A 21132-nucleotide genomic window follows, 5' to 3' on the forward strand; every position below is an offset into this window, starting at 1 on the left:
CTGTGCCGGTCCTGTGTACCACCTGTGAACCGGACCGGCCGGGCGCGGCACACGCACAGCCACCGCCCAAGGGGCGCACAGCCCGTTCACAGGCTCGCCCGAGACGGTGGTCGCCATGACTACCGACACCGAGCAGCACCCGACCTGGGGTGAAGAGCCGCCGCCGGCCGCCGCTCCCGGAACCGGCTGGAACGGCCGCAAGACCATCGCCGCGGTCGCGATCGCGGTCGGCATCGCCGCCGTCGGCGGCGGTGTCATCTACGCCGCGAGCACCTCCGACGCCGCCCAGGGCATGGGCGGCCCCGGCGGCTACCGCCGGGGCAACGGCGGCCTGGTGATCATGGGCGGGCCGTTCGGCGACACCCAGCACGGCGAGTTCCAGAACGGTCAGGTCACCGAGGTCAGCGAGTCCTCCATCACGGTGCGGAGCACCGACGGGTTCAGCGGCACCTACAGGCTCGACGGCGACACGCAGGTCAACGGCGGGCAGGGCGACCTGGACGACATCGCCGAGGGCGACGTCGTGACGATCATCGCGGGCCGGGAGGACGGCGCCGGCGAGGCGACCGTCGACAGCATCATCGAAGGGGACGTGCGGCGCGGCCCGCAGCAGAAGCAGGGCAACGGCCAGCCGCCCGCGAAACCTGACTCGACCGATGGGCAGGACGCACCCCCGACCCGGTAGAACTAGTCGCCATGACCCGACTGGCGCTCTCGGCACTCCTGGCAACGCTGATCCTGTTCGGGGTGGCGCCCCAGGCGCTCGCCCACACCGACCTGGTGTCCAGCGACCCGGCGAACGGCGCGTCGGTGCCGCAGCGCCCCACCCGGCTCACGCTGACGTTCACCGAGCCGGTGCCGGCCGAGAGCGCCACGGTCACCGTCACCGGCCCGGACGGCAGCACGTGGCCGTTGGGCGAGGTGGTGGCGGACGGGGCGACGTTGACCATCGCGGTGCGCGAGTCCGGGTCGCCCGCCGGGCCGCACACGGTGGCCTGGATGGTCGAGTCGCTGGACGGCGACTTCGTCGACGGCACGTTCGCCTTCACGCTGACCGCGCCGCCCGCCGCACCGGCCCCGACCACCACGCCCGCGATCACCGCGCCCGCCGTGACCTCCACGAACGGCGCCGACGTCACGAGCACCGAGCCGGCCGGCACGACCACCCTGGACGCCGCCGCGCCGACCCCGACGTCGTCCACCTCGACCGCCACGGTGAAGGTGGACGACGACGGCCCGTCGCCGTGGGTGTGGATCCTGATCGCGGCGGTGCTCGCCGCGCTCGGCATCGCGGTCGGCGTGGTCCTGCGCCGGCGCAGGGCCGGTTCCGGGACCACCAAGGGCACCGACGAGCCGGCCGAGTAGCCGATCCTTCGCGCGTCGGTGGGGCGGATCTCCCCGCCCCACCGACCCGTCAGATGTGCGGCAGCTCCACTCGGACGGTGCGGCCGTTCAGCGGCTGCACCGGGCGCGCGTTGCCCTCGTAGAACAGGGCCTGGAAGCGGGAGACGGTGGCCTGGGTGACCGTCTTCTCGCCCATCAGGAACCACTGCACGCCCTCGGTGAACGGCGCGGTGGTGAGCGAGCCGGTGTAGCGGGCGGTGGCGCGGTTCACCGGCAGCAGGGTGTTCAGGTCGATGTCGCCGAGGTGCACCTCCTCGCCGCACTCCGGTGCGAGGTGCGCCAGCACCTTGTCCACCGTGGACGGTGCGCCGACCCGCAGCGGCACGCCGACCACCAGCAGGGAACCCGCGGCGCTGCGGTGCACCAGGTGCATCTCCAGCGGGTCGGCGCGGCCCGCGAACCGGTGCTCCGACGGGGTGTGGAAGTGGAACTGCACTAGGTCGTACCGGACGCCGGAGAGCGTCACGTGCCCGGCGCCGGGCTCGACCTCGAACTCCTCGGTCTCCTCGTGGTTGCGCACGCTGCAGCCGTCGGCCGCGGCGGTGTCCTTGCGGACGTAGTGGAGGTCGCCGGAGGCGTGGTGGGCGTAGGAGATCTCCAGCTGGGGCAGGTGCGGGTCGAAGCGGATCGCCGAGGGTGTGATGTCGATCGGGCTCTGCAGCGGCACCTGCGATTGGGCCGGGGCGACGCCGGCGGTCAGCAACGCGCTGAGGACGACGGGGACGGCTACGGCGACGATGTTCTTCCTTGCCACGTGGTGCGGCCCTTCTGCGAACCTGGGCCCGGACGAGGATCGACCCGCCGGGCGGGACGACGTCATCCTTCACCCGTTCGAGTGGCGGTCAGAAGGTCCAGAAATCACCCGAAAGCACCAGAAGCGGCATAGCAAGCTGTGCAATCCGTCACAGAGAGATCACCGAAGGGTGATGAATTCGGTACCTAACGCACTAATGGGCAGAAACCGCCCGTGCTTCGCGTGACGCCAGGTGAATGATCTCCGCGGGTCCGCGCGCACCGGCGAACCCGCCCGGTGGTCAACGGTCAATGGCTACGGTCGCCCCATGACCGGATCTCCCTTGCACCGCCGTGCCCTGCTCGCCGGCGGCGCGGCGGCCGTGCTCGCCGCCGCCGGGTTCCGCACCACGGCCCGCGCGGCCGACCGGACCGGGGGACGGCGGTTCACGCTCACCGTCCTCGGCACCACGGACCTGCACGGCAACGTCTTCAACTGGGACTACTTCGCCGACCGGGAGTTCGACGACGCCGCGCACAACGACGTCGGCCTGGCGAAGCTGTCCACCCTGGTCAAGGCGGTCCGCCAGGAACGCGGCGCGCACCGCACCCTGCTCGTCGACGCGGGCGACACCATCCAGGGCACGCCGCTGGCCTACTACTACGCCAAGGTTGAGCCCATCGGCCGCCGTCAGGTGCACCCGATGGCCGCCGCGATGAACGAACTCGGCTACGACGCCGCCGCGCTCGGCAACCACGAGTTCAACTACGGCATCCCCCTGCTGCGGGCGTTCGAGCAGCAGCTGGACTTTCCGTTGCTCGCGGCGAACGCGGTGGACTCGGCCACCGGCGAACCCGCGTTCCGCCCGTACGTGATCAAGACCGTGTGGCGCACCGGCGCCGCGCCGCTGCGGGTCGGCATCCTCGGCCTGACCAACCCGGGCATCGCGATCTGGGACAAGGCGCACGTCGAAGGCCGGATGACGTTCCCCGGCGTGCTGGAGCAGGCCCGCGAGTGGGTGCCGCGGGTGCGCCGGGCCGGCGCGGACCTCGTGGTGGTCGCGGCGCACTCCGGCGCGGACCTGTCGTCGTCGCTGGGCGACCTGCTGCCGTTCCCGGAGAACTGCTCCGCGCTGGTCGCCGAGGAGGTGCCGGGCATCGACGCGATCCTGGTCGGGCACGCGCACACCGAGATCGCGCAGCGGTTCGTCACCAACAAGGCCACCGGCAAGCAGGTGCTGCTGACCGAGCCGCTGTTCTGGGGCAAGCGGCTGAGCCTGATGGAGTTCGACCTGGCGTGGACGCCGGGGCGGGGCTGGCGCGCCGAGGCGTCCCGCGCCCAGGTGCTCGACACCAACACCGTGCCCGAGGACCCGGTGATCGTGCGCAGGCTGCGCGACGACCACGACAAGGTCGTGGCCTACGTCAACGCCAGGATCGGCACGTCGAAGTCCGCCATGTCGGCCGCCACCGCGCGTTACGAGGACACCGCCGCCCTCGACCTCGTCAACGTGGTGCAGGGCGAGGCGTTGAGGGCGGACCTGACCGAGGCGCTGCCCGTGCTGTCGCTGGCCTCGCCGTTCAACAAGGCCGCCGGGATCCCGGCGGGCGACGTGTCGTTGCGCGACGTGGCCGGGCTCTACCCCTTCGACAACACCCTGGTCGGCGTGCGGCTCACCGGCGCGCAGCTCAAGGACTACCTGGAGCGGTCCGCGGGTTACTTCAAGGCCGTCGGCACGCCCGGGCCGCACCACCCGGACGCGCTGACCAACGCGGGCGGCACGCCGGACTACCTCTACGACGTGGCCGCCGGTGTCGACGCGCCGCTGACCTACGACATCGACCTGGCGCGGCCGGTGGGGCAGCGGATCACCGGCCTGGCCCACGACGGCGTGGCGGTGCGCGCGGAGCAGGTGTTCGCGGTGGCGGTCAACAACTACCGGCAGGCGGGTGGCGGCAACTTCCCGCACATCGCCACCGCGCCGGTGCTGCACAACCGGCAGTGGGAGATCCGGCAGCTGATCCTCGACCGGGTGCGGGAGCGCGGCGAGATCGACCCCGCCGCGTTCCACCGCGTCGACTGGCGACTGGTGGTCGACGGCGCGCCGGTGGTGGTGGTCGGGTGAGCTTGCCGGACATCGTCGAGCCAGGGCTGGACGTGCTGTTCTGCGGCATCAACCCCGGCCTGCTGTCGGCCGCCAAGGGGCAGCACTTCGCCCGGCCGGGCAACCGGTTCTGGCCGGCGCTGCACCTGTCCGGCTTCACGCCGCGCCGGCTGACCCCCGCCGAGCAGGGCGAGCTGCCGCGCTACGGGCTCGGCATCACCAACCTGGTCGCCCGGCCGACCGCGCGGGCCGACGAGCTGACGCCCGAGGAGCTGCGCGCGGGCGGGGCGAGGTTGACCGCGCTGGCCGAGCGGTACCGGCCGCGGGTGGTGGCGGTCGTCGGCGTGACGGCCTACCGGGCGGCGTTCGGTCGCAAGGCGGCGAAGATCGGCCCGCAGGACGAGTCGATCGCCTCCTCCCGGCTGTGGGTGCTGCCCAACCCCAGCGGCCTGAACGCCCACTACCAGCTGCCCGCCCTGGCCGAGGTCTTCGGCCAACTGCGCTCAGCGCTCACCCAGCCCGACTAGGACGCCAACGACCGACTTCCCCGTCACAGGTTCCGCAGGCCCACCAGCACCCGTTCCAGCAGCGTGAAATCGGCTCCTTCGGGCGCGGCGGCGTTGTCGTGCACCGCGACCACGCCCATCCCGATGAGGTCGCTGAGCAGCACCCGCACCACGCCCAGCGGCACGGCCAGCAGCGCGGAGACCTCGGCGACCGAACGGGGGTTGGCGCACATCTCCACGATCGACCGCTGTTCGGCGGTGGTGTCGCGCATGGCGATCGCGATGCCGTTCTCCTCCAGCGAGACCAGGGTCTCCAGCCTCAGGTCGTAGTGGGCGGCCGTGCGGCCGCCCGTCCACGCGTAGGGGCGGACCAGGGGACCGGAGAACTCCTCGACGTCCGGGTCGGGCTCGCGTTCCGACCACGGTTCCGGCTCGCGCCCGATCGGCACGGACGGTGGGTCGACGTAGTCGTAGGGCGCCTCGAACGGCGCGGTGTCCTCCAGCCGGTCCTCCGGCTCCTCGTCCAGGCTCCGGCGCAGCGCGGCCGAGCCGAACCTGGCGCCGGTGGCGCCGACCTCGCCCCGAAGGGACCTCCGCCTTCGCGGCGGTTTGGGGCTATCCGTAGGCTCTTCTTCGAGACTGCGACGCAGCGAGGGGGAGCCGAACCGGGCGCCGGTCGTGCCGACTTCCCCGCGCAGGGACCGGCGGCGTCTGCGCTCGCCGCCGGTCGGCTCCGGGTCAGAGCTGCCTGTGCTCACATTCCGGGAACCGTAGACCGAACCGCGTGCGGATGATGTCGTGCGTGTTTCGAGTCCGTGCAATCCTCGTTAACCGGCGGCACGTGCGGGCGCACGTGCACGTTGGAGGATGATGGGACGATGCGCATCCGCGAGGTCGGGATCTCCGACGACATGATCAGGTTGGGCCAGTTCCTCAAGCTGGCGGGCTTGGCGGACAACGGTGCGCACGCCCGTGAGCTGGTCGAATCCGACGAGGTGACGGTGAACGGCCGGCTGGAGACGCGGCGCGGGGCCCAGCTGCACGAGGGCGACGTGGTCGCCGTCGGCGAGGAGAAGGTCCGCTTGGTTACCGGACGTTAGCCCGCTCGCCCGGCTGCTGTCCGCAGTTCTGCGTTGTGCCGGGGGTGCGCACCGACTGGGGTGGTTGGCTTGGGCGACGTGAGCGCGGTGAGCCAGACCGGTGAGGCGTCCGGCGGTGCGACCTTCTACCAGGCTGGCCGGGACGTCACGGTGCGGGCCGCGCCGGCGGTGCCGGTGATGGAGGAGCTGCCGGCAGGGTCGTGGGTCGGGCGCGTGCCGGTGGTGCCGGGGTCGTTCGTCGGTCGGACCGCCGAGCTGGCGCGGTTGGCCACGGCCGTCGCCCGGTCCGGTGGCCGTGCCGTGGTGGTGGCCGTGCACGGGTTGGGCGGGGTCGGCAAGAGCACCCTGGCGGCCCGGTTCGCCGAGTCGGGCGCCGAGCGCTACGCGCCCGTGTGGTGGATCACCGCCGACGCACCCGCCGCCTTGGACACCGGTCTCGCGGACCTGGCGGTCGCCCTCGCGCCCCAGACCGCGGACCTGACCCTGGAGCAGCGGGTCGAGCTGGCCGTGCGGTGGCTGGCCTCCCACGAGGGCTGGCTGCTCGTGCTCGACAACCTCACGGGCCCGGCCGACGCGGCGGGTTTGTTGGAGCGGGTGCGCACCGGCACGGTCGTGATCACCTCCCGCCAGGCGGGAGGTTGGCGCGGGACGACGGTGGCGGTGGACGTCCTGCCGCCGGCCGAGGCGGTGGAGCTGCTGACCCGGATCGTGGGGGAGCAGTGGCCCGGGGCCGACCTGGCCGACGCCGCGCGGTTGTGCGAGGAGCTGGGCCGGCTGCCGCTGGCGATCGAGCAGGCCGGCGCCTACCTCGCCCAGACCCGCATCACCCCGACCGCCTACCTCGACCTGCTGCGCCGGTACCCGGACCGGATGTTCACCGCTACCGCCGAGGGCGGCGACGCCCAGCGCACCGCGGCCCGCGTCTGGCGCGTCACCCTGGACCGGCTCGCCGACACCCCGCTGGCGGGCGAGTTGCTCCGTCGGCTGGCCTGGTACGCGCCGGACGACATCCCCCGCACCCTGATCGCGGGTGACGAGCCGGAGCCCGACGTGGTGCACGCACTGGGCAGGCTGGCCGCCTACAGCATGATCACCCTCACCGCCGACGCCGTGAGCGTGCACCGGCTGGTCCAAGCCGTCACCCGCACCCCCGACGCCGACGACCCCCACCGCCAACCCGACGACATCACCCGCGCCTGCGACACCACCGTCTCCCTCCTCGTGCGGGCTGTTGCCGGAGCCGATCCGGGCCTGCCCGCGGACTGGCCTGCCTTCCAGTCGGTGCTACCTCACGGACAGGCGCTGCTGGACCACACCAACCGCGATACCGACGATCTCGGCGTGCTCGCCAACGAACTCAGCCCATACCTGCTCGGCCAGGGCGATGCGGCCACCGCGATCGCACTGTTCACCCGCGCCATGCACGGCTACGGACGTCTCCACGGCCCTGACCACCCGTATACCCTGGCCGCACAGCACAATCTCGGCTACGCCTACAGGTTGGCGGGTGATCTGGAGCGGTCGGTCGCGCTGAACGAGGCGACGTTGGCCGATCGGGAGCGGGTGTCGGGTCACGATCACCCGGAGACGCTGCGCTCGCGGAACAACCTCGCCCACGCCTACCAGTCGCTGGGTGATCTGGAACGAGCGGTTGCGATGTTCGAGGCGACGTTGGCGGATCGGGAGCGAGTGTTCGGTCCCGATCACCCTGGCACGCTGACGTCGCGGAACAACCTCGCCCACGCCTACAAGGCGACCGGTGACCTGAGGCGGGCGATTCCGCTGTACGAGGCGGCACTCGCCGATGCCGAGCGGGTGATGGGGTCCGACCACCCCGTGACGAGGACGATCCGTGCCAACCTCAAGCTCGCCACGGACGACGGCTCCTGACCCGTACCCGGCGCGGGCGGCTCATCGTGGTGGTGAGCCCTGGCGGCGGTAGGCCCACTCCTCGTGCCAGCAGTGCGGGTAGACGCCGCGTTGGAAGTAGGCGCCCACGCCGTCGATCGGGGCCGCCGCACGGTCGTGGTAGAGCAGCCAGTACGGCAGCACGGTGGCCACGACCCAGTTCACCAGCACCAGCGGCAGGTAGAGCGGGCCGAACAGCCGTGCCTGGAGCACGTGCACGGCCTCGTGGTCGTCGACGCCCATCGCGATGCCGGCCTGCACCGGCCCGACCGTGGTGGCGAAGCCCTTGATCACCCCGTCGCGCAGCCCGAGCGTGCCCCGGTGCCTGCTGAACTCCGCATCCACCCGGTTGCCGCGCGCCAGCGCGCAGGCCAGGAACGCCGCGCCGGCGATCGTGTTCGGCAGGCTCCACGTGGCGTCCACCACTGCGAGCGCGACGCCGCGCGGACCGCGCGGGTACAGCCGGGTGCGCCACGCCCAAGCGCCGTGGAACGCGCCCAGCAGCCCGCCGATCACCCACACGACGACCACGTCACCATTGTGGTCCGAAGAGTGGCGGTCGTCACTCCCGATCGACCGACCGGGGGGAAATGGCACGGCCCGGAGCCCCGAAGTGCCCGTGCCGTTGCGCCGAATAGCTGCTACCGGTCTGTGAAAGGGTGATGGCCGACCGCCACGATGCGGTCGGCCAGGTTGGGTAGCAAGTCCTTTTAGGGGCATTTCCGGGTCAGATTCGACCGCCGTCGAAAACCCGCTGTAACGGAAGCCGTCCCAGATTCGATGGACGTGTCCACGTGCCTGCGCGAGCCCCACCGGACACTGTGGACGGCGGCGTCCCGGCGGGTGGCAAGCCCATTTCCGGGAACGTTGTCGGTAACCCGAAGTCACCCCACGACCCGTCTGGGTGCGCGCCGAGTGTCCCACCGAGGAATGGCCGTCGGCGGAAGCTCACTGTGTGTGTAACGCATCCCGTCGGCCCGACGAATGACCGATTGGCCGCCGGAGAAATCGCCGGCCCACATTCGCCGTACACCACGCGGGTCCGTCGGGGATGTCCTGCGCACGAGCACGTCCGAACCGGACCAACCCGGGGAGTCCCACGATGAGCGAGCAGGTCCAGCCCACACGACACAGACCGGTCGCGGGGGTCGCCACCACCAACCGCACCACCAGTCCCACCGTCGGCAGCTGGGAACCCGCCTACCGCTACGGCGTGATCGTCGCCGACGTCCTCTGCACGGTCGTGGTCGTCCTGCTCGCGGGACTCGTCCTGTCCTCCCGCCACGCCTCGGTCGGGCCGCTGCCCCTGGTCGCGCTGGAAGCGGTCACGGTCGCGGTGATCGTCGGCTCGCTGTTCCTGAGCCGGGTGTGGAACCCCATGGTGCTCGGCCAGGGCGCGGAGGAGTTCCGCCGCCTCGGCCGGGGCCTGTTCGCCTCCGTCATCGCGCTGGGCCTGGGCGCGCTGGCGGCCGACCTGCCCGGCGCCCGCCTGTGGGTCTTCGTGGTCGGCCCGGCCGTCGCGCTGGTCGCCTTCCCGGTCCGCTACCTGCTGCGCCGCCCGCTGCACCGCGCCCGCGGCGAGGGCCGCTGCCTGCTGCCGGTGCTCGCCGCGGGCAACACCGACACCGTCACCGACCTGATCAGCCGCACCCGCCGCGCGCCGCACCTGGGCTGGCGCGTGGACGCGGTCTGCACGGTGGACGGTCGCGCCGAGATCGGCGTCGAACTGGAGGGCGTGCCGGTCGTCGGCCGGTTCGGCGAACTCGCCGAGCAGGTCCGCCGCGGCGGCTACCGGATCGTCGCGGTCACCGCCGACGCCTACTGGACGCCGCGCAGGCTCCAGCAGCTGGCGTGGGACCTGGAGGGCACCGGCACCGAGATGGTCGTCGCGCCCGCCCTGATGGACTTCGCCGGACCTCGGCTGCACGTGACCGGCGTGTTGGGGATGCCGCTGCTGCGGGTCAGCGAGCCGTCGTTCACCGGCTTCCGCCGCGTGGTCAAGACGGCCGTGGACAAGATCGGCTCGACCGCGCTGGTGGCGCTGCTCAGCCCGGTGCTGCTGGCCGTCGCGGTGGCGATCATGGTCGACACCAGGGGCCCGGTGCTCTACCGGCAGCGCCGGGTGGGCAAGGACGGCACGCCGTTCACCATCCTGAAGTTCCGCACCATGGTCACCAACGCCGACGCGCTGCGCGCCAAGCTGCAAGCGGTGAACGAAGGCGCGGGCGTGCTGTTCAAGATGCGCCGCGACCCCCGCGTCACCTCCGTCGGCCGGTTCCTGCGGCGCTACTCGCTGGACGAGCTGCCGCAGCTGTTCAACGTCCTCACCGGCGCCATGTCGCTGGTCGGCCCACGGCCGCCGCTGCCGGAGGAGAGCGCCAAGTACGGCCCCGCCATGCGCCGCCGGTTGCTGGTCAAGCCGGGCCTCACGGGGTTGTGGCAGGTCTCCGGGCGCAGCGACCTGTCGTGGGAGGAGTCCGTGCGGCTCGACCTCCGGTACGTGGAGGAGTGGTCGCTCGCGCTCGACGCACTGATCTTGTGGAAGACCTTCCGCGCCGTCTTCGGCGGCCAGGGTGCCTACTGAGATGACCAGCCGACACGCGCCTCCCAGCGGAGGCGGAAATTGGGGGAGCGAGATGGACCAGCCGATCGGCATCGCCGTGATCGGCGCCGGCTACTGGGGGCCGAACCTGGTGCGCAACGCCCAGGCCACCCCGGGGCTGAAGCTGCGCTACCTGTGCGACCTGGACGTGGAGCGGGCCCGGCGGGTGCTGGGCGACTACTCCACCGTCCGGGTGTCCGGCTCGCTGGACGACGTGCTCGCCGACCCGGCGGTCGACGCGGTCGCCATCGCCACCCCGGCCGCCACGCACCTGCCGGTCGCCCTGGCGGCGTTGCGGGCGGGCAAGCACGTGCTGGTGGAGAAGCCGCTGGCGGCGAACTACGCGGACGGTCTGGAGCTGGTCCGCGAGGCCGACCAGCGCGGCCTCACGCTGATGCTCGACCACACCTTCGTCTACACGCCGACCGTGCAGCACCTGCGGCACCTCGTGCGCGACGGCGAGATCGGCACCGTGCAGTACCTGGACTCGGTGCGGGTCAACCTCGGACTGGTGCAGCCCGACGTCGACGTGTTCTGGGACCTCGCGCCGCACGACCTGTCGATCTTCGACGCGATCCTGCCCGACGACGTGCACGTGGCGCGGGTCGCCGCGCACGGCTCGGACCCGATCGGCGCGGGCCGCGCGTGCGTCGGCCACCTGACGCTGGAGCTGTCCGACGGCGTGCTGGCCCACGTGCACGTGAACTGGCTGTCGCCGACCAAGATCCGCACCATGATCGTCGGCGGCTCCCGTCGCACGGTCGTGTGGGACGACGTCAACGCCGTGCAGCGCCTGTCGGTGCACGACCGGGGCGCGGACCGCATCGAGGACGACGAGGACCGCCGCCAGGCGATCATCTCCTACCGCCGCGGCGACACCGTCGCACCCGCGCTGCCGGAGAAGGAGGCGTTGCGCGGGATGATGGCGGAGTTCGCCGCCGCCATCACCGAGAAGCGCGCGCCGCTGACCGACGGCTGGTCCGGCCTGCGGGTGCTGGCCACCCTGGAAGCCGCCTCCGCCAGCCTCGCCGCGGGCGGCGAGTTCGTCACCGTCACCCGGGTCGACCGGCCGGACCTCGTCCAGCTCGCCACCACCGCGTGACCCACCACGTGACCCACCACCAGCACGACCGCACGGAAGGAACCAGCACCATGTCGGACGCGGCTCAGCCGATCACCGGCCAACGGGCCCTCGTCACCGGAGGGGCGGGCACCATCGGCTCCGCGGTGGTGGACCAGTTGCTCGCCGCCGGCGCCGCCGAGGTGGTCGTGCTGGACAACTTCGTCCGCGGCCGCCGGGAGAACCTGGCCGACGCGGTCGCGGTGGCGGGCGACCGGCTCACCGTGGTCGAGGGCGACATCAACGACCGGGCGCTGCTGGCCGAGCTGAGCCGGGGCACCGACCTGGTGTTCCACCTCGCCGCCATCCGGATCACGCAGTGCGCCGAGGAACCGCGGCTCGCGCTGGAGTGCCTGGTCGACGGCACGTTCACGGTGGTCGAGGCCGCCGCGGCGGCAGGTGTGAAGAAGGTCGTCGCGTCGTCGTCGGCATCGGTCTACGGCCTGGCCGAGCAGTTCCCCACCACCGAGCGGCACCACCCGTACAACAACGACACGTTCTACGGCGCGGCCAAGGCGTTCAACGAGGGCATGCTGCGCAGCTTCCACGCCATGTACGGGCTGGACTACGTCGCGCTGCGCTACTTCAACGTCTACGGGCCGCGGATGGACGCGCACGGCAAGTACACCGAGGTGCTGATCCGCTGGATGGAGCGCATCGCCGACGGCAAGCCGCCGCTGATCTTCGGCGACGGCGCGCAGACCATGGACTTCGTGCACGTGCACGACATCGCCCGCGCCAACGTCCTCGCCGCGAAGTCGCCCGTCACCGACGACGTCTACAACATCGCCAGCGCCCGGGAGACCAGCCTCAAGGACCTGGCGCTGGCCCTGCTCGCCGCGATGGACTCCGACCTGCCGCTGGAGCACGGCCCGGAACGCGCGGTCAACGGCGTCACGCGCCGGCTGGCCGACATCTCCGCCGCCGCGCGCGACCTCGGCTGGAAGCCCGACATCGAGCTGGTGGACGGCCTGCGCGGCCTCGTGTCGTGGTGGCAGGCCGCCATGGCCGCCGCCGGGACCGGGGTGTCGCGGTGATCCCGGTGATGAAGCCGTGGCTCGGCGCGGAGGAGGCCGAGGCCGCGTCCGCCGCCGTGCTGTCCGGTTGGGTCGCGCAGGGGCCGAAGGTCGCCGCGTTCGAGGACGCCTTCGCGCGCCGCGTCGCCGCGGTGCACGCGGTGGCCATGTCGTCGTGCACGACCGCCCTGCACGTCGCGCTGCACCTGCTCGACGTGGGGCCGGGCGACGAGGTCGTGGTGCCGTCCCTGTCGTTCATCGCCACCGCCAACGCGGTCCGCTACTGCGGCGCAACGCCCGTGTTCGCCGACGTGGAGCCGGAGACGGGCAACCTGTCCGCGGCCACGATCGAACCGGTGCTCACCGGGCGCACCCGTGCGGTGATCCTGGTGCACCAGGCCGGTGTGCCCGCCGACGTCGACCCGATCCGCGCCCTGTGCGGGCCGCGCGGCGTCACCGTGGTGGAGGACGCCGCCTGCGCCGCCGGGTCGACCTACCGGGGTGTGCCGGTCGGCGCGGACGCCGAGATGTCGGCGTGGTCGTTCCACCCGCGCAAGCTCATCACCACGGGCGAGGGCGGGATGCTCACCACGAACCGCGAGGAGTGGGCGAGCCGGGCCAAGCGGCTGCGCGAGCACGGCATGAGCGTCAGCGCGGCCGAGCGGCACAGCGGTGGCGGCGCGGTCGTGGAGAGCTACCTGGAGACCGCGTTCAACTACCGGATGACCGACATCCAGGCCGCCGTCGGCCTGGTGCAGCTGTCCAAACTGGACGCGATCGTGCGACGCCGGCGCGAGCTGGCGGCCCGCTACCGGGAGTTGCTCGCCGACGACGCGGAGGTCCCGGGGCTGCGGGCGGTGCGCGACCCGGACCACGGCACGACGAACTACCAGTCGTTCTGGGTCATGCTGCCGGACGACACCGCGTTGTCGCGCAACGACGTCCTGGCCCGGCTGGCAGAGCGGGGCGTGTCCGCGCGCCGGGGGATCATGGCCGCGCACCTGGAACCGGCCTACGCCGGACACCCGCACGTCGACCTCCCGGTGACGGAGGCGTTCACCAAGAGGTCGTTGATCCTCCCGCTCTACCACGACCTCACGGCCGACGACCAGCACACCGTGGTCGAGGAGCTCAAGGCGGCACTGCGCCTCGCGATCCCCTCGCACTAGCCGGGGTGCGCGAAGCAGCACCGGGCACAGCCGGCGTTCGGCGGTACGGATCCTTCCGTTGTGGTGTAACGCGAAGCTCGGTTTCAGCGACGATCGGAGCAACAGGGCTCCGCTGGTCGACGCAGTGCACGCGCGATCACCACCCGTCACGACAGCTTGTGTTCGAAAGGTGAACCCATGACCGCCGACCGGAAGCGGCCCCGACCCGCCCTCGCGGTACTACTGCTGCGCCTGATGGTCGTGGCCGCTCTGGTCGCGTCGACGATCGCGGTCGTCGGTCTGCTGCGCGCGCCGGAGGCCACCGCGGCCCCGTGCGACGCACCCGTGGTCAACAAGGTGGCGTGCGAGAACACCAAGGCGGGCACGCCGAACTGGCAGGTGTCGTACCGGGACGACGGGATCCTCGGCTACACGGCCGACATCAGCGCCACCCCGGGCGGTCGGGTCGACTTCAAGATGCTCACCAGCGCGTCGTCCTACTACATCGACATCTACCGGCTCGGCTACTACGGCGGCGTCGGCGCGCGGTTCCAGGAGCGGATCACCCGCAACTCCTCGCAGAACCAGCCGCCGTGCCTGCGGGGCACCGACGGCAGCGCGTTGATCGACTGCGGCAACTGGGCGGTCTCGCTGAGCTGGAACGTGCCGCCCACCGCCGTGTCGGGCCTGTACTACGCGCGCACGCACCGCAACGACAACGGCGCGGAGAACGAGATCGTGTTCGTCGTCCGCGACGACGCGAGCACCTCGAAGATCCTGTTCCAGACCTCGGACTCGACCTGGGTGGCCTACAACCGCTACGGCGGCAACAGCCTCTACTTCGGCGACGGCCCCGGCCAGGGCGGGCAGGCCTACAAGGTCAGCTACAACCGCCCGTACACCGGCGGTGACGGCGACGACAACTTCATCTTCAACGCCGAGTACCCGATGCTGCGCTTCCTGGAGGCCAACGGGTACGACGTCAGCTACACCACCGACGCCGACTCCGCCCGCCGCGGCCACCTGATCAAGAACCACCAGGTGTTCATGGCCGTCGGCCACGACGAGTACTGGTCCGAGGAGCAGCGCGCCAACGTGGAGGCGGCCCGGGACGCGGGCGTGCACATGGCGTTCCTCACCGGCAACGAGATCTTCTGGAAGCACCGGTGGGAGAAGAGCATCGACCCCTCCCGGACCGACTGGCGCACCATCGCCTGCTACAAGGAGACCAAGGGCACCCAGAACGACGGCCAGAGCGACTGGACCGGCACCTGGCGCGACCCGCGCTACCCCGACCAGGACGGCGGCAGGCCGGAGAACGCGCTGCTGGGCAACATCTTCACGGTCAACGGCCGGCGCGAGGACGCGCTCAAGGTGCCCGCCGCCTACGGCAAGATGAGGCTCTGGCGGCACACGTCGTTGAAGGACCTGGCCGTCAACACCACCTACACCTTCCAGCCGGGCACGCTCGGCTACGAGTGGAACTCGGTGGAGGACAACGGCTTCCAGCCGCCCGGCGTGGCGCAGCTGTCCCGCACCACGGTGACCATGCCCGACGGCCCGTACGTGCTGCAGAACCACGGCGACCTCTACACACCGGACACCAAGACCCACGCCATCACCTACTACAAGCACCCGAGCGGGTCGCTGGTGTTCGGCGCGGGCACGGTGCAGTGGGCGTGGGGCGTGGACGACGAGCACGCGTTCCTCACCAACACGCCGACCTCCGACGTGCGGATGAAGCAGGCCACGGTCAACTTCCTGGCCGACATGGGCGTGCAGGCGACCACGTTGCAGGCCGGTCTGACGCAGGCGACCAAGAGCACCGACACCCAGGCGCCGACGGTCGCGTTCACCAGCGTGCCGCCGCTGTCGAGCGTGGGCGCCCCGTACACGTTCTCCGGCACGGTGACCGACGTCGGCGGCCAGGTCGGCGGTGTCGAGGTGTCCACCGACGGCGGCACCCGCTGGCACCCGGCGGTGTGGCAGGCCGGTCAGGCGGCGTGGAGCTACACCTACGCCCCGGGCAAGTCCGGCCCGGCGAGCCTGCGCGTGCGCGCCGTGGACGACTCGGCGAACCTGTCGACCCCGGTCGTGGCCACCCCTGGGGTCAACCCCCGCACCTGCCCGTGCGGCCTGTGGACCAACGCCGACACCCCGGACGTGCCCGACAGCGGTGACGCCTCGCCGCTGGAGCTGGGCGTCAAGTGGCGCGCGAACGGTGACGGCTACGTGCGCGGCGTGAGGTTCTACAAGGGGCCCGGCAACACCGGCACGCACACCGGCACGTTGTGGGACAAGTCGGGCATCGCCATCGCCACCGGCACGTTCACCAACGAGACCGCGGGCGGCTGGCAGACGCTGACCTTCGCCCAGCCCGTGCAGGTGTCCGCCGGCACCACGTACGTCGTGTCGTACTTCGCGCCCAACGGGCACTACTCCTACGACCTGGAGTACTTCTTCCAGCAGCCCCGCTACCTCGAACCGCTCACCGGCCTGAAGAACGGCGAGGACGGCCCGAACGGCCTGTTCCGGTTCGGCGGGCCCGGCTTCCCGACCCAGTCCCACTGGGGCAGCAACTACTGGGTGGACGTGGTGTGGGCGCCGGACCCCGGACCGGACCAGCGCGCGCCGCTGCTCGTGTCCACCACGCCGGTCAACGGCGAGGGCACCGTCGCGCTCACCCCGGTCGTCTCCGCCACCTACGACGAGGCCGTCGCCCCCGGCTCCGCCCAGTTCACCCTGACCGGCCCGAACGGCGCGGTGTCCGGCTCGTCGGCGCTGTCGAACGAGAACAAGACCGTCACCTTCACCCCGAGCCAGGCGCTCACCCCGAACACCGGGTACACGGCGGCGCTGCGCGTGTCGGACGCGGCGGGCAACCAGACCCCGCAGTCGACGTGGTCGTTCACCACCGGCGCGACCCGGCCCGCCACCTGCCCGTGCACGGTCTGGGACGACTTCGCCCGGCCCGCGGTGTACGCGGCGAACGACGCCACGCCGATCGAGGTGGGCACCAAGGTCCGCTTCAACGGCAAGGGCGAGGTCCTGGGCGTCCGGTTCTTCAAGGGCACCGGGAACACCGGCACGCACACCGGCTCGCTGTGGTCGTCCACCGGCCTGCTCCTGGCCACCGGCACGTTCACCAACGAGACCTCCAGCGGCTGGCAGAAGCTGACGTTCGCCTCACCGGTGGTCGTGCAGGCGAACACCACCTACGTCGTGTCCTACTACGCCCCGAACGGGCGTTACCCGGTGACCGGCGGCTACTTCGCGGGCCAGGGCGCGAATTACGCGGGCCTGCGCGCGCTCGCCGACGGCGTCGACGGCTCGAACGGCGTGTACCGCTACGGCGCCGGCGGCGGCTTCCCGACCTCGTCCTACAACGCGACGAACTACTGGGTCGACGTCGTCTACCGCAACGGCCTCAACGGCGACACCACCCCGCCGACGCTGACCAACCGCGCACCGGCCGTCGACGCGACGAACGTCGTCGCCACCAGCCCGGTGACCGCGACGTTCAGCGAGGCGGTCGACCCGGCCAGCGCGCAGATCTGGCTGACCGACCCGCGCGGCACGCAGCTGACCGGTTCGGTGTCGCTGTCCGGCGACCAGCGGACCGTCACCTGGACGCCGTCGGGCAAGCTCGTGCCCGGCACCCGCTACACCGCGAGCGCGCTGATCGCCGACGTCAACGGCAACCCGATGCCGAACCCGGTGACGTGGTCGTTCACCACCAGCGCGGACGTGATCTGCCCGTGCTCGCTGTTCAGCGCGGCGACCGTGCCCACGGTCACCTCGGCCCCCGACAGCGGCGCCTACGAGCTGGGCGTCCGGTTCACCCCGACCGCGGGCGGCCGGATCACCGGCGTGAAGTTCTACAAGGGCGTGGGCAACACCGGCACGCACACCGGCACGCTGTGGTCGCCGAGCGGCCAGCAGTTGGCGACCGGCACGTTCACCGGCGAGACCTCGGCCAGCTGGCAGACGTTGACCTTCGCCGCACCGGTGTTCGTGTCCGCGGGCCAGACCTACACCGCGTCCTACACCACGACCACCGGCCACTACTCGGTCGACGCGGGGTACTTCAACGGCTACTCGGTGAGCAGCGGGCCGCTGACCGCGCCGTCGGGCCTGGACGGCGGCAACGGCGTCTACCGCGGTGGCGCGGGCTTCCCGACGAACTCCTACGCGGGCGGCAACTACTGGGTCGACGTCGTCTACCTGCCCAACGAGGACAACACCCCGCCGGTCGTCAACGGGCGGACGCCGCTCGACGGCGCCGGTGAGGTGGCCCGCACCTCGCCGCTGACCGCGTCGTTCGACGAGCCGGTCGACCTCGGCACGGCCCAGTTCGCGCTCGCCGACTCCGGCGGCGCGAAGATCGCGGGCACGTTGTCGCTGTCGGCCAACCAGCAGCAGGTCACGTGGACGCCGGCGGCGCCGCTGGGCGGTGGCATGACCTACACCGCGAGCCTGCGCATCGCCGACGTCTACGGCAACGCGATGACCGCGCCCACGACGTGGTCGTTCACCACGACCACCGACGGGGACTGCCCGTGCTCGCTGTTCAGCCCGGCGACCGCGCCCACGGTGACGTCGGCCGACGACACCGGCTCCTACGAGCTCGGCGTCCGGTTCGTGCCGTCGGTGAACGGCTCCGTCACCGGGGTGAGGTTCTACAAGGGCGCGGGCAACACCGGCACGCACACCGGCACGTTGTGGGACGCGGCGGGCAATCCGCTGGCCACCGGCACGTTCACCGGCGAGACCGCCACCGGCTGGCAGACGCTGACGTTCGCCTCGCCGGTGACCGTGAGCGCCGGGACGAGCTACGTGGCGTCCTACCACGCGCCCAACGGCCGGTACTCCGTGGACACCGGGTACTTCATGGGCAACGCCGTGACCAGCCCGCCGCTGAGCGCCCCGGCCACCGCCGACGGCAGCCGCAACGGCGTCTACCGGTCCGGTCCGGGGTTCCCGGAGTCGTCCTACGCGGGCAGCAACTACTGGGTCGACGTCGTGTTCACCACCGGATGAGCGCGGCCGCCGGGATGACCGGACCCAGGCCACTGCTGCTGGTGGGTGGGGGCGGACTGGCCCGCGAGGTCCTCGCGGCCGTCCGCCTCACCCCGGAGCTGTGGCGACCGGTGGGCGCGCTGGACGACGACCCCTCGCGGCACGGCGCGGACCTCGACGGCCTGCCCGTGCTGGGCGGGACGGAGCTGGTGCACTCGACGGACGCGGCGGTCGTGGTGTGCGTGGCGAACGCGCACCGGCCGCGCGGCCGGCTCGGCCTCGTGGCCAGGCTCGGCCTGCCGGAGGACCGGTGGGCGACGGTGGTGCACCCGGCGGCCTCGGTGGCCGTCGGCGCGGTGGTGGGGCCGGGCACGGTCCTGCTGGCCGGTGCGGTGGTGACGACGCCGTTGCGCCTGGGTGCGCACGTCGTGGCCATGCCGCACGTGCTGATCACCCACGACGACGAGGTCGGCGACGGTGTCACGTTCGCCGGCCGGGCGTCGCTGGGCGGGTCGGTGCGGGTGGGGGAGGGCGCGTACCTCGGGCAGGGCAGTGCGGTCCGGGAAGGCGTGTCGATCGGGGCGGGCGCGGTGGTGGGCATGGGTTCGGTGGTGCTCAACGACGTTCCCGCGGGTGAGGTCTGGGCGGGCAACCCCGCCCGGCGACTGCGAGAGGGGAACGGTTCGTGATCGACATCCCGCTGGTGGACCTGCGTGCCCAGCACGAGCAGGTGGCCGACGAGGTCGCCGACGGCTGGGCGGAGGTGCTCAAGAACACCGCCTTCGTCGGCGGGCGGCAGGTCGCCGAGTTCGAGGCGGAGTTCGCCGCGTACCAGGAGGTGCCGCACTGCGTCGCGGTCGGCAACGGCACCGACGCCATCGAGTTGGCGTTGCGCGCCCTGGACGTCGGGCCGGGCGACGAGTGCGTGCTGCCCGCCAACACCTTCATCGCCACGGCGGGCGCCGTGGCGCGGACCGGTGCGACGCCGGTGCTGGTGGACTGCGTGGCCGAGACCGGGCTGATCGACGTGTCGCGGGTCGCGGAGGTCGTCACGCCGCGCACCAAGGCGTTGCTGCCGGTGCACCTGTACGGGCAGGCCGCGCCGGTGGAGGAGCTGCGGTCGTTCGGCGTGCCGATCGTCGAGGACGCGGCGCAGGCCCAGGGCGCCCGACGGCACGGCGTGGCCGTCGGCGGGCTCGGCGACATCGCCGCGACCAGCTTCTACCCGGGCAAGAACCTCGGCGCGTACGGCGACGGCGGTGCGGTGCTCACCACGTCCGAGGAGTTGGCCTCGGCGGTGCGGTTGCTGCGCGAGCACGGCTCGCCGCGCAAGTACGAGCACTCGGTGATCGGCTTCAACAGCCGGCTGGACACGGTGCAGGCCGTGGTGCTGTCGGCGAAGCTGCGGCGGCTGGAGCGGTGGAACGAGCTGCGCCGGGCGGCGGCGGACCGCTACTCGTCGCTGCTGGCCGACGTGCCGGGGGTGACGCCGCCGGTGGTGCTGGAGGGCAACGTGCCGGTGTGGCACCTGTACGTCGTGCGGGTGGCGTCGCGTGACCGCGTGCTGGCGTCGTTGCACGAGGCGGGGATCGGCGCGGGCATCCACTACCCGACCCCGGTGCACCTGACGGGCGCGTACGCGCACCTCGGCCACGTCCCGGGCGACTTCCCGGTCAGCGAGGCGGTGGCGGGGGAGATCCTGTCGTTGCCGCTGTTCCCGGAGATCGCCGTCGTGCAGCAGGAACGCGTGGTGGCGGCGCTGGCGGAGGCCGTGCGATGAGCGTCTACGTACACCCGAGCGGGTTGTGCGAGAGCACCGACGTGGGCTCCGGCACGCGCGTGTGGGCGTTCGCGCACGTGCTGCCGGGCGCGCGGGTCGGCCGGGACTGCAACATCTGCGACGGCGCGTTCGTGGAGAGCCGGGCGGTGCTGGGCGACCGGGTGACGGTGAAGAACGGCACGCTCGTGTTCGACGGCGTGGTGTGCGAGGACGAGGTGTTCCTCGGGCCGAACGTGTTGTTCACCAACGACCTGCGCCCCCGTGCCGCGATCAAGCGCACCGGTGACGCCCTGCTGTCCACCCTCGTCCGCCGCGGCGCGACCCTGGGTGCGGGCACGGTCGTCGTCTGCGGTGTCGAGATCGGCGAACACGCCTTCGCCGCCGCCGGCTCGGTGATCACCAAGAACGTCCCGGCGCACGCGTTCGTCGCCGGAAACCCGGCCACCCACAAGGGCTGGGTCTGCACGTGCGGCCAACGCCTGGACGCGGGCCTCATCTGCCCCGACTGCCACACCGCCTACACCGAAACCGACAAGGGCCTAACCCCCACCCTCTAACCCCCAGCACCGCGCGTGTCCTACGCCCAGAACGCGCGTGTCCTACGTTCAGAACGCGTGAGTCGTACCTCCAGAACGCGCGTGTCCTACGTTCAGGACCCCCGAGTTCAACGCTCAGAACACGCGACCTGCGGT

At 71.9% G+C, this 21132-nt stretch carries 17 protein-coding genes; 14 read left to right on the forward strand and 3 right to left on the reverse strand.

The genetic code is table 11. The features are described from left to right. Nucleotides 1-115 precede the first annotated feature (115 nt). Both ACYVLT_RS14770 and ACYVLT_RS14775 read left to right on the forward strand, forming a co-directional pair. Nucleotides 116-685 carry a hypothetical protein gene (locus tag ACYVLT_RS14770; RefSeq protein ID WP_461120740.1) on the forward strand — a complete coding sequence of 190 codons (570 nt, stop codon included), beginning with the start codon at nucleotides 116-118 and terminating at the stop codon, nucleotides 683-685. Nucleotides 686-696: 11 nt separating this feature from the next. Next, nucleotides 697-1365 carry a copper resistance CopC family protein gene (locus tag ACYVLT_RS14775; RefSeq protein ID WP_461120741.1) on the forward strand — a complete coding sequence of 223 codons (669 nt, stop codon included), beginning with the start codon at nucleotides 697-699 and terminating at the stop codon, nucleotides 1363-1365. A gap of 49 nt (nucleotides 1366-1414) precedes the next feature. Here ACYVLT_RS14775 and ACYVLT_RS14780 read toward each other — a convergent pair whose 3' ends face one another. Continuing rightward, nucleotides 1415-2158 carry a carbonic anhydrase family protein gene (locus ACYVLT_RS14780; RefSeq protein ID WP_461120742.1) on the reverse strand — a complete coding sequence of 248 codons (744 nt, stop codon included), beginning with the start codon at nucleotides 2156-2158 and terminating at the stop codon, nucleotides 1415-1417. 307 nt (nucleotides 2159-2465) lie between these two features. Here ACYVLT_RS14780 and ACYVLT_RS14785 point away from each other — a divergent pair, with 307 nt between their 5' ends. Together ACYVLT_RS14785 and mug are read left to right on the forward strand one after the other, a co-directional pair. After that, entirely contained in the window at nucleotides 2466-4262 is a 1797-nt protein-coding gene (locus tag ACYVLT_RS14785; RefSeq protein ID WP_461120743.1) for a bifunctional metallophosphatase/5'-nucleotidase, read from the forward strand. After that, nucleotides 4259-4768 carry a G/U mismatch-specific DNA glycosylase gene (gene mug / locus ACYVLT_RS14790; protein ID WP_461120744.1) on the forward strand — a complete coding sequence of 170 codons (510 nt, stop codon included), beginning with the start codon at nucleotides 4259-4261 and terminating at the stop codon, nucleotides 4766-4768. The genes ACYVLT_RS14785 and mug overlap by 4 nt, the downstream gene beginning before the upstream one ends. 23 nt (nucleotides 4769-4791) lie before the next feature. On the opposite strand, the gene ACYVLT_RS14795 is transcribed toward mug, so the two are convergent. Next, nucleotides 4792-5505 carry a DUF742 domain-containing protein gene (locus ACYVLT_RS14795; RefSeq protein ID WP_461120745.1) on the reverse strand — a complete coding sequence of 238 codons (714 nt, stop codon included), beginning with the start codon at nucleotides 5503-5505 and terminating at the stop codon, nucleotides 4792-4794. Nucleotides 5506-5625: 120 nt separating this feature from the next. Here ACYVLT_RS14795 and ACYVLT_RS14800 point away from each other — a divergent pair, with 120 nt between their 5' ends. Continuing rightward, nucleotides 5626-5847, forward strand: a complete 222-nt coding sequence (locus ACYVLT_RS14800) for an RNA-binding S4 domain-containing protein (protein ID WP_461120746.1) — start codon at nucleotides 5626-5628, stop codon at nucleotides 5845-5847. A gap of 78 nt (nucleotides 5848-5925) precedes the next feature. Continuing rightward, nucleotides 5926-7737 carry a tetratricopeptide repeat protein gene (locus ACYVLT_RS14805; RefSeq protein ID WP_461121124.1) on the forward strand — a complete coding sequence of 604 codons (1812 nt, stop codon included), beginning with the start codon at nucleotides 5926-5928 and terminating at the stop codon, nucleotides 7735-7737. Nucleotides 7738-7758: 21 nt separating this feature from the next. Here ACYVLT_RS14805 and ACYVLT_RS14810 read toward each other — a convergent pair whose 3' ends face one another. Further along, a complete protein-coding gene (locus ACYVLT_RS14810) occupies nucleotides 7759-8286 on the reverse strand; it encodes a hypothetical protein (RefSeq protein ID WP_461120747.1) in 528 nt (175 codons plus the stop codon). Nucleotides 8287-8857: 571 nt separating this feature from the next. Here ACYVLT_RS14810 and ACYVLT_RS14815 point away from each other — a divergent pair. The 8 genes from ACYVLT_RS14815 (at nucleotide 8858) to ACYVLT_RS14850 (ending at nucleotide 20997) form a co-directional block, all read left to right on the forward strand. Beyond that, nucleotides 8858-10339, forward strand: a complete 1482-nt coding sequence (locus ACYVLT_RS14815; RefSeq protein ID WP_461120748.1) for a sugar transferase — start codon at nucleotides 8858-8860, stop codon at nucleotides 10337-10339. Nucleotides 10340-10391: 52 nt separating this feature from the next. After that, nucleotides 10392-11459, forward strand: a complete 1068-nt coding sequence (locus ACYVLT_RS14820; RefSeq protein WP_461120749.1) for a Gfo/Idh/MocA family protein — start codon at nucleotides 10392-10394, stop codon at nucleotides 11457-11459. 50 nt (nucleotides 11460-11509) lie between these two features. Continuing rightward, entirely contained in the window at nucleotides 11510-12514 is a 1005-nt protein-coding gene (locus tag ACYVLT_RS14825; RefSeq protein ID WP_461120750.1) for an NAD-dependent epimerase/dehydratase family protein, read from the forward strand. Beyond that, complete coding sequence (locus ACYVLT_RS14830) at nucleotides 12511-13662, forward strand: DegT/DnrJ/EryC1/StrS family aminotransferase (protein WP_461120751.1); 1152 nt, start codon at nucleotides 12511-12513, stop codon at nucleotides 13660-13662. Before ACYVLT_RS14825 ends, ACYVLT_RS14830 begins: the two co-directional genes overlap by 4 nt. Before the next feature lie 177 nt (nucleotides 13663-13839). Next, nucleotides 13840-18681, forward strand: a complete 4842-nt coding sequence (locus ACYVLT_RS14835; RefSeq protein ID WP_461120752.1) for a DUF4082 domain-containing protein — start codon at nucleotides 13840-13842, stop codon at nucleotides 18679-18681. Next, nucleotides 18678-19349 carry a NeuD/PglB/VioB family sugar acetyltransferase gene (locus ACYVLT_RS14840; protein WP_461120753.1) on the forward strand — a complete coding sequence of 224 codons (672 nt, stop codon included), beginning with the start codon at nucleotides 18678-18680 and terminating at the stop codon, nucleotides 19347-19349. Before ACYVLT_RS14835 ends, ACYVLT_RS14840 begins: the two co-directional genes overlap by 4 nt. After that, nucleotides 19346-20440, forward strand: a complete 1095-nt coding sequence (locus tag ACYVLT_RS14845; RefSeq protein WP_461120754.1) for a DegT/DnrJ/EryC1/StrS family aminotransferase — start codon at nucleotides 19346-19348, stop codon at nucleotides 20438-20440. Before ACYVLT_RS14840 ends, ACYVLT_RS14845 begins: the two co-directional genes overlap by 4 nt. Then, nucleotides 20437-20997 (forward strand): acyltransferase, encoded by a 561-nt coding sequence (locus ACYVLT_RS14850; RefSeq protein ID WP_461120755.1) that lies wholly within the window; start codon nucleotides 20437-20439, stop codon nucleotides 20995-20997. The genes ACYVLT_RS14845 and ACYVLT_RS14850 overlap by 4 nt, the downstream gene beginning before the upstream one ends. The last annotated feature ends 135 nt before the right edge of the window (nucleotides 20998-21132 follow it).

This window comes from Saccharothrix stipae (assembly GCF_054781895.1).